This window comes from Enterorhabdus sp. P55 (genome assembly GCF_009911695.1).
Classification (GTDB): Bacteria; Actinomycetota; Coriobacteriia; order Coriobacteriales; family Eggerthellaceae; genus Enterorhabdus.
In genome coordinates, this window is record NZ_QWKK01000008.1 from 21,915 (window position 1) to 34,748 (window position 12,834).

At 68.7% G+C, this 12,834-nt stretch carries 9 protein-coding genes; all 9 read right to left on the bottom strand.

The features are described from left to right. Nucleotides 1-9: 9 nt before the first annotated feature. Nucleotides 10-1,275, bottom strand: coding sequence for an NrfD/PsrC family molybdoenzyme membrane anchor subunit (gene nrfD / locus D1643_RS01780; RefSeq protein WP_160708009.1), 1,266 nt, complete (start codon nucleotides 1,273-1,275; stop codon nucleotides 10-12). Nucleotides 1,276-1,330: 55 nt separating this feature from the next. Then, nucleotides 1,331-1,951 carry a 4Fe-4S dicluster domain-containing protein gene (locus tag D1643_RS01785; protein WP_160708011.1) on the bottom strand — a complete coding sequence of 207 codons (621 nt, stop codon included), beginning with the start codon at nucleotides 1,949-1,951 and terminating at the stop codon, nucleotides 1,331-1,333. A gap of 10 nt (nucleotides 1,952-1,961) precedes the next feature. Continuing rightward, nucleotides 1,962-4,418, bottom strand: a complete 2,457-nt coding sequence (locus D1643_RS01790) for a molybdopterin-dependent oxidoreductase (RefSeq protein ID WP_160708013.1) — start codon at nucleotides 4,416-4,418, stop codon at nucleotides 1,962-1,964. Between the two features lie 303 nt (nucleotides 4,419-4,721). Continuing rightward, nucleotides 4,722-5,654, bottom strand: coding sequence for a slipin family protein (locus D1643_RS01795; RefSeq protein ID WP_160708015.1), 933 nt, complete (start codon nucleotides 5,652-5,654; stop codon nucleotides 4,722-4,724). A 4-nt stretch (nucleotides 5,655-5,658) separates the two neighbouring features. Beyond that, nucleotides 5,659-6,057: a GntR family transcriptional regulator gene (locus D1643_RS01800; RefSeq protein ID WP_236643298.1), complete on the bottom strand. Its 399-nt coding sequence runs from the start codon at nucleotides 6,055-6,057 to the stop codon at nucleotides 5,659-5,661. A 22-nt stretch (nucleotides 6,058-6,079) separates the two neighbouring features. Next, nucleotides 6,080-7,015: an NrfD/PsrC family molybdoenzyme membrane anchor subunit gene (nrfD, locus tag D1643_RS01805; RefSeq protein WP_160708017.1), complete on the bottom strand. Its 936-nt coding sequence runs from the start codon at nucleotides 7,013-7,015 to the stop codon at nucleotides 6,080-6,082. 449 nt (nucleotides 7,016-7,464) lie between these two features. Then, nucleotides 7,465-7,827 (bottom strand): hypothetical protein, encoded by a 363-nt coding sequence (locus D1643_RS01810; protein WP_160708019.1) that lies wholly within the window; start codon nucleotides 7,825-7,827, stop codon nucleotides 7,465-7,467. Further along, nucleotides 7,821-8,810, bottom strand: coding sequence for a tRNA pseudouridine(38-40) synthase TruA (truA, locus tag D1643_RS01815; RefSeq protein WP_201750906.1), 990 nt, complete (start codon nucleotides 8,808-8,810; stop codon nucleotides 7,821-7,823). Before truA ends, D1643_RS01810 begins: the two co-directional genes overlap by 7 nt. A 516-nt stretch (nucleotides 8,811-9,326) precedes the next feature. After that, nucleotides 9,327-12,833 (bottom strand): DNA polymerase III subunit alpha, encoded by a 3,507-nt coding sequence (dnaE, locus tag D1643_RS01820; protein WP_160708021.1) that lies wholly within the window; start codon nucleotides 12,831-12,833, stop codon nucleotides 9,327-9,329. Between the last annotated feature and the right edge of the window lies 1 nt (nucleotide 12,834).

The window sequence follows — 12,834 nt, forward strand, 5'->3', positions numbered from 1 at the left end:
GGAGACGGGCTACTCTGCCTTGGGGCGCAGCGGCAGGAACTTGAGGCCCAGGAGGAAGACGAGGACGGCGAGGGCGACGACGCCGGCGCACACGCCCCACTCGATGGGGGCCGGCCAGTAGACCATGCCCTGGTAGGCGCCGGCCATGCCGGACTCCCAGCTGGTGACGGTCATGGGGGTCACCGGGCCGGCCAGGTCGAGGGAGGGCAGCTGGAAGCCGCCCACGAGCAGCTGCACGCGCTTGCAGAGGATGGCCAGGACGGCGGCCGCGCTCGCCGCCACGAGCAGCGGGGTGGTGCGCAGGGAGGGCGTGAAGCAGACGACGGCCGCGGCCACGCAGAGCACGACCTCGCCCCAGAAGAAGGGCGCGAGCGGGCCGGACACGAGCATCTCAACGACCGCCAGGCCCTCGCCCCCGGGGAAGGCCTCCGTGAGCAGGTCGCAGCCGAAGAAGTAGAGGTCCACCACGACGAAGGCGCCGAGCAGCTTGGCGAGGCGCGCGAGCTGCGCCTGCTCGAGGGCCAGGTAGCCCGCGCGGCGCAGGGCGGCGGCCACGCAGATCACGAGGCCGGTGCCGCACACGAGGGCGGACGACACGAACCAGGGCGCGAGGAGCGCCGTGTGCCACATCTCGCGGCCCTGCTGCAGGCCGAAGATCCAGGCGGTGACACTGTGCACGAGCACGGCGCACACGAGCGCGACCACGCTGATGACGCGCAGGGCCGTGTGCGAGACCTTGCCGGCCTCGGCCCGCACCTGGGCCCAGAGGTAGGCGCAGGACAGGATCAGGTAGGTCGCCAGCACGATGATGTCCCACATGAGCGGCGAGCCCAGGTTGGAGTAGGCGAACAGCTCCCACACGCGCAGGGGCTGCCCCAGGTCGACCACCACGAAGCCGATCGCGGCCACCGTGGCCGCGATCGAGCTCATGACGGCCACCTTGGAGATGCCGCCGAAGCCCCTGATCCCGAAGGCCTTGGGCACCGACGAGATGATGAGGCCGCCGGCCGAGAGGCCCACGAAGAACATGAACATGGTGATGTAGAGGCCCCAGGAGTCCAGGTTGCGCATGGCGGTCTGCGCCATGCCGCCCGTGAGCTGCATGCCCCAGAGCACGATGCCGATCACGGTCAGGATGCCGGCGATCGCGATCCCCGCGTTGAGGCCCTTCCCGCCCCAGGCGGCCGCCCGGGCGCCGGCGGCCTCGCGCGCCTTGGGCGCCGCGGCCGGGTTGAAGTCGTCGTCCACGACGGCGACGGATTCGAGTTCAGTCATGAGAAGTCTCCTTCGGAGGAGGCGCGCCCACGCAAGCCGCGGGCGCGCCGCGCGGTTACACCAGGTAGTACACGGAGGGGTTCGTGCCCTTCTCGGGCAGCAGCTGCTTCTTGCTGCGCGCGGCTATCATCTGAGACACCTCGCTCTGCGGGTCGTCCAGATCCCCCCAGATGCGCGCACGGGCGGGGCAGGCGCCCACGCAGGCCGGCTCCTGGCCCTTCGCCACGCGCTGGTAGCACATGGTGCACTTCTCAACCGTGTGCTTCTGATGCGCGGGCACGTCCTCGTCTCCCAGGTCCATGCCCAGCATGAACTGGGGCTCCTCCCAGTTGAAGGAGCGCACGCCGGTGTAGGGGCAGGCGGCGACGCACATGCGGCAGCCGATGCACTTCTCCACGTCCTGACGCACGATGCCCGTCTCCGGGTCGCGGTAGGTGGCGCCCACCGGGCACACCTTGGCGCAGGCGGGGTTCTCGCAGTGCTGGCAGTTCACCGGCACGTACTCGATGGTCGAGTTCGGGAACTCCCCGGCGGGGATGTCCATCTCGGCCCCGCCGTCGGTGAGGATGCGGTTCCACCACATCTCGTCGGGCAGGTTGTTCTCTATCTTGCAGGCCACCGAGCAGGTATGGCACCCGATGCAGCGCTGCTGGTCAATGGCGAATCCGTAATGCATGGCTTGCTCCCTACTTCTTCCGGACGTCGACGCGGGTGTCGTAGAAATTGAAGGCGACGGACCACTCGTCGTGGTCGGGGTACGTCAGCTCCTGATAGCCGCCCTCGATGAACTGGTCACGCTGCCAGCCCTTCGGCATGCGGCTCACGCCCGCCGGCAGGCTCGGGTCGATGACGCACTCCACCACCATGTGGCCGCGGTCGTTGAACACCTCCACGACATCTCCCGACGCGATGCCGCGCTCAGCGGCGTCCGGCGCGCTGATCTTGTACACCGGCTTGGGGTCGAGCTCTTTGAGCAGCGGCGAGTTGAACCACTGGGAATGGGTGCGCCAGCGCGAGTGCTCCTGGTAGAACACGATGGGGAACTTCTTGGCCGCCTCGCTGTTCTCGGACACCTCGGCGGACTCCTGGTAGTACACCAGGTGCTCCTTGGGGAAGCGCGCCTTCACGTCCTGGCCGTAGGCCACGCGGGGCGCCGGCTTCTCGGTGTAGAGCTGCGCCAGGCCCGACTTGGTGGGGAACTTGGCGCGGCCGACGATGCCGGGCTTGCCGGGGATCACCGTCAGGTCGATGTAGCCCTCCTCGCGCAGGCGCTCAAGCGTGACGCCGGCCTTCTGGCAGGACTCGTTCTTGAGCAGCGCGGTGGCATAGGTCTCGAAGGTGGCACTCTCAGGGAAAGCGGCCTCCAGGCCCATGGCGCGGCCGATGAGGCTGGCGATCTCCACGTCGTCCTTGGCCTCGTAGAGCGGCTCGATCACCTTGTCCTGATGCACGATGTAGGGCAGGTTGTGCGCCTTGCGGAAGTCCTCGTTCTCATAGAACGACGCGGCGGGCAGCACGATGTCGGCATGGCGGGCGGTGTCGGTCATCTCCATGTCCATCGCCAGGATGAAGTCGAGGTTGGGGATGATCTTGGTGAGGTAGTTGTTCTGGGCGGGCCAGTTGCTCACCGAGTTGGAGATGATGGAGACGAGCGCCTTCATCGGGTACGGCTCGCCGTGAAGCTCCTGGGTCTCCACCACCTGGTGCAGCATGGTCATGGGGAAGGTGGTGGCCATGCCCTTGAAGCCCTTGGCAGCCCAGAGGCCCGTGAGGTTGAGCGAGAGCGCGGTGTTCAGGAAGATGCCCGTGAAGCCGGCGCCGTCGCGGCCGACCTGGCCGGTGAGGGACAGCAGGATGGCGATGGCCCAGCAGGACTGGTAGCCGTTGGCGTAGTGGTCCATGCCGAAGGAGATGTTGACGGACGCCGCCTTGGCGCCGGCCAGCTCCTCGGCCAGGTAGACGATGTCCTCCTCCTTCATGCCGCACACGCGGGCCGCGTCGGCCACGGTGTACTCATCGATGCGCTCCTTGAGCAGCGTGTAGGACGTGGTGCACGGGATGCCCTGCACGTCGAAGCGACCCTCGAGCGCGGGGCTTGCGGCCGCGCCGTAGAGCGCTGCGGCGCCGGAGGCCTCGTCCCACACGTAGGCCGGATCGTCCTCGCCCTCGGCCACGGCCTCGAAGTCGCTCTTGTGGAGCAGCAGGCCCGTGTCGTCGCGCACGAGGAAGGGCGCGGTGGAGCGCTTGGCGATGAACTCGTCATCCTGCAGGCCGTTGGCCAGGATGTGGTTGGCCATGGCCAGCGCCAGGTAGCCGTCGGTGGTGGGCTTGATGGCGAAGTACTCGTCGGACTTGTGCGCCGTGGCCGACTTCACCGGGTCGATGGTGATGATCTTGGTGCCCTGCTCCTTGGCGCGCTGCATCCAGCGCCAGTTCTGCGGCGTGGAGTGCACGGGGTTGGAGCCCCAGATGAAGATGTGGGAGGAGTCGAGCACGCTCTTGGCCTCGTTGGCGAAGTACATGAGGCCGGTGCCGAGCACGCGGTCGATGCCGTAGCCGGTGGACAGGTCGTTCATACCCGCGGGCTTCGAGACGCCGAGCATGCCGCCCAGGCGGTTGAAGATGCCGGTCTGGCCCTGGATCTCGCCGTAGTTGCCGGTGCCGAAGTCGAAGGCGATGGCCTTCGGGCCGTATTCGTCGATGATGGCCTGGAAATGCGAGGCGATGTCGCTGATAGCCTCGTCCCAGCTGATGCGCTCCCACTGGCCGGCGCCGCGCTCGGTGCCCTCCACGCGACGCATCGGGTACTTGATGCGCTCGGGGCTGTAGATGCGGTGCATGTAGGACATGCCGCGCAGGCAGCTGCCGCGGTACAGGTCCTCGCCGTAGTCGGCCGGCGTGAGCTTGACGAGCTTGCCGTCGCGCACGTGCGCCTGGTAGCGGCAGGACTGCATGCAGTTCGAGCGGCAGACGCCGTAGCCGACGACGTCAGCACCCGCGGGAGCCGCGGCGTCCTGAGCCGCCAGCGCCGTGAGCGCAGGCGTCGCGGCAGCCGTCACGGCAGCCGCACCGGCCACCGCGCCCGTCGCCTTGAGGAAGCTGCGGCGCGTGAGAGCGCGCTGCGGCACGTTCGATGTGGACATTTCTCCTCCTTGCGTGATCAGCGGAGAAGCCACCCTTCCCTCCCGGAGGGCGGACGCCGGGCCGTCGCCCGAGCGCCCATCGGCTGCTCTCCCCCTATCGTCTCCTGAGAATCGGCCGATCCTGATGAGGGGCATATTATCATAGTTAATTAGTTCAATGCAATCATTCTTTGACGATTTTATGACGAAAAAAAGCCTCGCCGCGAAATGCGACGAGGCTGTGTTAGCGCAACGTGATCAGAGCCGCGCCAGCGCAGGCCGGATGCGGCGCGGCGCGCGGGCGGGCGCAGGTTGGGCGCCCCCCTAGTCCTCCAGGATCTTGCCCAGGTCGAAGCCGTCGGCCAGGCCGCTGGGGGCCAGCAGGATGCCGCGCCCCTCGCGCGCGCCCTCGTAGGCCAGGTTCATGGCGCGCAGCTTCATGGCCACGGGCTTGCGCTCGTACACCTCGGCGGCCTCGACGAACATCTCGGAGATGTCCTTCTCCACCTCGGCCAGGATGGTGCGCGCATTGCGCTCGCGCTCCGCCTGGGCCTCCTTCGACAGCGCGTCCTCCAGCTCGGGCGGCACCTTCACGTCGCGAATCTCCACCGACATCACGGTGATGCCCCACTCCTCGCACTTAGCGCCCATGACCTCTTGCAACTCGCGATCGATCTGCTTGCGACGCAGGGAGAGATCAGCCAGGTTCACCTGGCCGATGGCGTCGCGCATGGCCGTCTGCGCGCTGCGCAGCACCGCCCGGGGGTAGTTCTCCACCTCCAGGCAGGCCTTCTGCGCGTCCCACACCATCCAGAACAGGATGGCGTCCACGTCCACCGGCACGAGATCGGCGGTGAGCGCCGCCTCGGCCGCGAACGACGAGTTCATGACGCGGGTATCCACGTGCATGGCGGCATAGTCGACAAGGGGCGCCACCACGTAGGGCCCCGGCCCGGCGATGCGATGGAAGCGCCCGAGCCGAAGGATGGCCACGCGCTCCCACTGGGGTGCCACGCGCACCGCGCCGGCCAGCGCGAGCCCCACGAGCACCGCCACGACGGCCGTGAGCGCGCCGACCGACCCGACGACAGCCATCCAGGCCCCCGTCGCCACGCCCGCGCCCACGGCGAAGAGCGCGAGCGCGAACAGGTAGACGCCCACGCGCGTGGCCTCGTTGTCTGACACCTCGGTGGCCTCGACCGGCCGCGGCGGCTGCGCGGGCGCGCCGGCGCGCCTTCCCCTCAAGCTGAATCCCATGACGTCACCTTTCCGCTGCCCGAAGGCGGCTCTCCACCAGCTTCGCGATGTCCTCCCGCGGCACGCCCAGCTCGCGGCATTGGAGGATGAACGAGTCGGCGAGCGATTCGGCGGCGCTGCCCGCGGCCTGCTCCTGCTGGAGGTAGCCGTCGTGGGCGAAGGTGCCGCGCCCGCGCTGGGAGATGATGTAGCCGTCGCGCTCGATGTCCTGGTAGACGCGGCTGACGGTGTTGTAGTTGATGCCCAAGTCCACGGCCAGCTGGCGCATGGTGGGCAGCTTGTCGCCCGGGGCGAAGACCCCCGACGTGATGAGGTAGATGAGGCGGTTGCGCAGCTGCAGCCAGATGGGGATGCCGCTGTCCTCGTCGATGGTCATGTGCATGAGGTTTTCCTGCTCTACCAAAACGCGCCCCTACCTGCCTTTCTCAGACGAAGCTCAACACGAGCGGAGCCATGACGGCCGCGGCCACCACGCACCAGCGCAGCGCCAGCCCGCCGACGAGCACACCGCAGGCCGACGCGAGCATAGCCGCCGGCCGCGCGCGGCCGATGCGCCGCCCCGCGCCGTGCAGCCCCAGCGGAACGGCGATGCCCGCCCCCACCACGCCGCTCCAGAACACAGGAGCGAGCGCGCCGGTAAGCAGCAGCGCGCAGGAGGCGCGCGCCCACTCCGTGGAGAGGCCCCGGCTGACCAAGAATAGCGCAAGCGCCGCCAGCTCGACATAGGCAAGCGTCCTACCGAGGTGCCAGAGGGCGCCTGCGGCGGCCTCGCGCGTGCGCTCGTCGAGCCCCGGGGCCGGAGCGAGCACGGCAGCCGCCACGGCAAGCGCCGTGCCGCAGGACAGCGACGAAGCCGCGAACAGCACGGTCAGCCACGGGGTGCGCCAGAAGTCGACGGCCACCGCGTCAGCCAGGAGCAGCGCCGAGTAGGCCATCACGCCCACTGCGGCGACGAGTCCCGCGATGACGCAGCCCCAAGCCGCAGCCGGGGTGCGTAGGCGAGGGACGAATCCCATGACGGCCACGGCTCCGCTCGTCGCGATAAGGGCGACCACGAGCCACGCGCCGACGGCCATCACCGTGCGTGGCGGCTGGATCAGGACGCGGGCCGCGGCATCGAGGCTTCCCAGGTCGGCCAGGAGCATGAGCGCCGCTGCCATGACGACAAGCGGGGCTAGCGCGAGGGCCGGCTGCACGCCGTGGACGACGACCCTCGTGCGCGACGTAGGGCGCCACGCGTCCCAGAGGCACGCACCGGCCGCCACCGCGAAGGCGCCCGCCCCCGTGCCGGCCAGAAAGAGATAGCCCACGATGAGCCCGCCGAAGACCACGCCCCTCCCCCTCTCGCGCTCGACGCCCACCTCGGCGCCTTCTCCGCGCGCACGGCCCCCTCGCCGGCGCTTCGCGGCCATTGTAGCATCTTTGTCATAGTCGAATAGTTCAAAGCGCCCGCGCGGCCACTCGGCGCGTGAACACCGTCCCTCAGCCAGCAGCCTGCGGGCACGCAGACCCCCAACACGCGGCCGTCCCGGCACCAAGGGTGACTGGGCGCCGGGGCGAGCCCCCCCAGGGACGCCCCGAGGACTCGCCGCCACTTCTCGGCGCGCCGATGGCACAGAATCGCAGTTTGGTACGGTTGAAGCCGCCCGACCCCGCAAGATGATCAGAGACGAAAAATCGCGACCTGGGGAAACGCAGCCGGATGCAGGCCCCGCCGGGCAAAACCGGCTCCTGCGGGAGCGTCGCACCGTACCAAACTGCGATTCCGTGCCATCCTGGGGCGAAAACGTGGCAGTGCGCGCCTGCCGTGTTACACCAGGCGCGCAGGATCAACGGCGGCGAGGTGGCCGTCGCGGGTCTCAAAGAGGCTCAGGCGCCGGTCGCGGCTCTCGTAGAGCAGCCAGAAGGCCGCAAGCGCGCCGGAGCGGCCCGGCGTCGTGCCGCACGCTGTGCGATCGGATGCCGCAGGATCCGCGACGACGCGCTCAGATGCCGCCCAAGGGCCGGCCGCGGCGCGCGCGTCCTCCCAGCCGGAGGCGGGCACAACGCAGGCCGCGATCGCCGGAGCAGGCGCGCATGCCTCCGCGTCACCCCACATCGAGCCCGCAGCAGTCGGCGCGGCGGCGCGGGCCGCGTAGCGCGAGTAGTCCACGTAGCGCACGCCCATCAGCATTCCCCTCCCTCTGGCACGCCGCCCGATTCGACGGGCGCTCCTCCCACGCCAGGCGTCGGCGCGTCCTCGGCGAAGCACGGCCACGGCGCTCGCTCCCAGGCGTCGCCGCCGGCGAGCAGGCGTCCCACGACGCCCTCGTAGGCGACGCGCCAGAACACGAGCCCCTGGGCCGGCGCGTTCTCGCCGGCGGCCGAACGGTCGCGCGCGGCAAGCACCTCGGCCGTCCAGCCCGGATCACGGCGCCCAAGCCCCACCGCCACGAGCGTCCCCACCATGGTGCGTACCATGGAGTGCAGAAACGCGTTGCCGACGACGCGAACGACCACGACGGGCTCCCCCGCTACCTCGCCCGGCTCCACCGTCACCTCGCGCACGAACCGCGTGGTGGGCTTGCCCACGGCCGAAGCGGCCAGGCAGAAGCTCTTGAAGTCATGCTCGCCCACCAGATGAGCGGCTGCGGCGCGCATGGCGCCGAGGTCAAGCGGCTTGCCCACGACCCAAGCGCGCTCGGCGAACAGCACCGGGCGGAACGGCTCAGTGAACAGCAGGTAGCGATACTCGCGCTCCACCGCGTCGAAGCGCGCGGAGAACCCGCGCGGCGCAGCGACGACCCGACTCACGGCCATGCGGTCGTCCACGAGCGCGTTGAGGGAGCGCTGGAAGCTGCGCGCCGTGCGTCCGGCCAGCTCGGCGGCGTCGGCGTCGAAGCTCACCACCTGGCCGCGCGCGTGCACGCCGGCATCGGTGCGGCCAGCGCAGACGGTGGGCACCTCGCGGCGCAGCAGCACGGAGAGCGCCCGCTCCAGCTCTCCCTGCACGGTGAGCTGGCCCGGCTGACGCGCGAACCCGGCGAAGGGCGCGCCGTCATAGGCTACGGCCAGGGCGAACGAGGCGTCCCGCGGGCATGCGGCGGCACGCTCGGCGAGCGAGGGGCGCACCGGGGCACCCGATGCGACGCTATGGGCGGATGCACGATCCGTCAAGGGATTCTCCTTCGTGACCTCCGCCCGAGGGGCGAAGGCAGCAGGCTGCGTTTCAGTGGTTCGTTAAGCTCAAGGCTTGCTCATTGTACCGCAAAGGAGCGCAGGCGAGGAAGTCCCCGCCTCTCGACGGGAAAACACGGCATCTCAGGGCGAGCGGAGCGCGCCGGCGTCCCAGAGGGGGATCGACGAGATGCCGCCAGGCGGGCTTTTACCGTCCTCCACCCCGAGCGAGGCGCCCGTAGGCGGCCCAGGACACGCAAGGCCCCCTCACGCCAGAGCGCGCCCCTCGAACCGGGGCCGCCGACGGCGCCGGAACGCCCTTCAGGCCACCCGGAACGCCCCTCCCAGCCGCCGTCAGCACGCCCGCGCGCGCCGCCATCAACCGCCCAGGATGGCGGCGACGGCTCCGCGGCCCGCCCCACCTCGCCCCGTCGCCAAGCCACGCGGTAACGTGAGAGGGGGCCGCCGGCTCCCCGCCAGCGGCCCCCTCGCGATCAGCGTCTGACGACAGCGCCCCTAGGCGATCATCACGGATCGACCGAAGAGCTCCTGGATCTCCGAGCGCATCACCGCCGAACGGGCGTCTACCGTCACCGGCAGCTCAGCACGGAAGCGGCGGCCGTCGGCCTGGTTCACGAACAGCACCACGCCATCGCGCCCCGGGTAGGACTGGAGGATCCGATTGAGCCGCAGCGACTTCGTCTGGTTGAACTCGGCCGAGGACACGCGCAGCTCCAGGTGGGCAGGCAGCGCGTCCTCCTCCCGCAGCTCGACGGCCTCCATCTCGAAGGCCATGATCTGGCTGCCGCGGTCGTTGACCTCGAACTTGCCCTTCACCTTCACGATGGCGTCATCCTGGATGGCCGCGGCGTTCTCGTCGTACTTGAAGCAGATGCACTCCACGTGGCCCGTCGTATCCTCCAGCGTGAAGGTGGCCATCTTGGTGCCGCGCTTCGTCAGCTTGACCACCACGTTGGACACCATGCCCACGAACACGGCCGACTTGATCTCCTTGGTGCGCTCGGCCAGGTCGGCCAGGGCGAACTTCGTCATGCGGGAGAGCAGGCCCTCGTAGGGCTGCAGCGGATGCTCGGACACGTAGATGCCCATGATCTCCTTCTCGTAGGTCAGCTTCGTGCGCTTGTCCCACTCCACGCCGTCAGGATCGGGCACCTCCTCCTGGAAGCCCGAGTCGGCGTCGTCGGCGAACAGGTCGAACATCGACACCTGGCCGGCGTCGCGGTCCTTCTGGCGCTTGGCCGCGCCCTCGAGCAGCGGGGTGTCCTCCACGAAGTGCATCATCTGCTTGCGCGTGTAGCCGGTCGAGTCGAAGGCGCCGCCCTTGATGAGCGCCTCCAGGGTCTTGCGGTTGTAGGCCTTGGTGTCCACGCGGTTCACGAAGTCGTGCAGCGACGAGAACGGGCCGTTGGCCTCACGCTCGGCGATGATGGCGTCGGCCACGGACTGGCCCACGCCGCGCACGCCCACCAATCCGAAGCGAATGCCCTCCGCGACGGGGGTGAACTCCGCGCGCGACGAGTTGATGTCCGGGGGCAGCACCGGGGTGCCGTTGTGGTTGCAGCTGGAGATGTAGCGGATGAGCCGGTCGGTGTTGCCCATGTAGCTGGTGAGCACCGCGGCCATGAAGTCGTTCGGGTAGTGGGCCTTCAGGTAGGCCGTGCGCATCACCAGGATGGCGTAGGCGGCCGAGTGGGACTTGTTGAAGGCGTACTTCGCGAACTTCTCGGCGTCATCCCAGATGCGCTCGGCGATCTCCAGCGCGAAGCCGTTCTGCACCGCGCCGTTGTTCCAGTCCTCCTGGAGCTGGCGCATGACGTCGATCTTCTTCTTGCCCATGGCCTTGCGCAGCTTGTCGGCTTTGCCGGCGGAGAAGCCGGACATGGCCATGGACACCTGCATGATCTGCTCCTGGTAGACCATGGTGCCGAAGGTCTCCTCCAGGATGGGGCGCAGGCGATCGTCGTAGTAGTGGGCCGGCGTCTTGCCGCTGGCCACCTGGATGTAGTCCTCCACCATGCCGGACTCGAGCGGGCCTGGGCGGTTGAGCGCGATGGAGGCCACGACGTCGGAGAAGCGCGTGGGGGGCAGGCGCTTGAACAGGCTCACGTACAGCGCACCCTCCACCTGGAACAGGCCGTCCATGTTGCCCGACTGCATGAGCTTGAAGGCCAGCTCGTCGTCGGTGGGAATCTCCTCGGGGACGATCTTCTCGCCCGTGCGCTCCTCGATGTTGCGGCACGCGATGGACAGCACGTCCAAGGTGCGCAGGCCCAGGAAGTCCATCTTCAGCAGGCCCAGGTCAGGCGTGTAGTGGCCGTCGTACTGGGTGATGATGCCGCCGCCCTTGGTGTCACGTTTCATGGGCACGTGGTCGCTCATGGGATCGCGGCAGATGATGGTGGCGCAGGCGTGCACGCCCTCGCCGCGCACATGGCCCTCGATGGAGCGAGCCGCGTCGATGATGGTCTTCACGTCCGGGTCGGTGTCGTAGGCCTTCTTGAGGTCGGGGTTGGTGTCGAGGGCCTTGTCGATGGTGATGCCCAGCTCGTCGCCGATCATCTTGCAGATGCGGTCGCCCAGGCCGAAGGCAGCCTTGCGGGCGTCGTCGGCGGAGAGCCCGGCCCCCAGCTGCAGGGTGCCCGAGAGCACGCGGGCCGTGTCGCGCACGGCGTTCTTGGCCTGGAGCGTGCCGAAGGTGATCACCTGGGACACGTGATCCTCGCCGTAGACGTCCTTGATGTGCTGGATCACCTCTTCGCGACGACCCTGCTCGAAGTCGACGTCGATATCGGGCATCTCCACGCGCTCGGGCGAGAGGAAGCGCTCGAACAGCAGGCCGTTGCTCAGCGGATCGAGGTCGGTGATGCCCATGGCGTAGGCCACGATGGCGCCAGCGGCCGAGCCACGGCCCGGGCCCACGCCGATGCCCTGGGAGCGGGCCCACTCGATGTACTCCTGCACGATGAGGAAGTACGCCGGGAAGCCCTGCTGGATGATGATGCCCATCTCGTAGTCGGCACGCTCCTGGGCCTCGGCGGGCACCGGGTCGCCATAGCGCTTGACGAGGCCCTCTTGCACGCGCTTGCGGAACCACGACTCCTCGGTCTCGCCCTCAGGCAGGGGAAAGCGCGGCAGGATGGAGTCGCGCTCAAGCACCACGTCGCACTTCGCAGCCAGCTCCACGGTGTTGTCGCAGGCCTCGGGGAAGTCGGCGAGCGCCGCGCGCATCTCCTCCTCGGTCTTCATGTAGAACTGGTCGTTCTCGAACTTCATGCGCTTCTCGTCGTTGATGAGGGAGCCGGTGCCGATGCACAGCATGATGTCCTGGGCGCGCGCGTCTTCCTTGGTGAGGTAGTGGAAGTCGTTGGTGGCGATGGTCTTGAGGCCGGCCTCGTGGGCCACGCGGGTGAGTTGGTGGTTCAGCTCGTTCTGGGTGAGGCCCGCGTCGGTGCGCAGGCCTTGGTCCTGCAGCTCGATGTAGAAGTCGCCCTCGTCGAAGCAGCTGGCGAACTTCCGGGCCCACTCGACGGCGTCCTCGAAGCGGCGGTCGTCGAGCAGCTTGGGGATGATGCCGGCGATGCAGGCCGACGAGCCGATGATGCCGTGGCCGTACTTCTGCAGCATGGAGAAGGTGGTGCGCGGCTTGTAGTAGAAGTTGTCCACGTGGGACTCGCTCACGAGCTTCAGCAGGTTGTGGTAGCCCTCGTTGTTCTTCGCCAGCAGCAGCAGGTGGTAGAGCCGGGGCTTCACGTCCTTGCGCAGGGACTCGTCGGTGGTGAAGTACACCTCGCAGCCGAAGATGGGCTTCACGCGCTTGCCCGTCTCGGCCTCCACCGCGTCGCAGGCGTCGGAGAGCTCCACCATGCCGGACATGACGCCGTGGTCGGTGACGGCCACCGCCGGCATGTCCAGGTCGGCGGCACGACGCACCATGTCCTTGATGTGCGTGAGGCCGTCGAGCAGGGAGTACTCGGTATGGTTGTGCAAGTGGACGAATGCCATG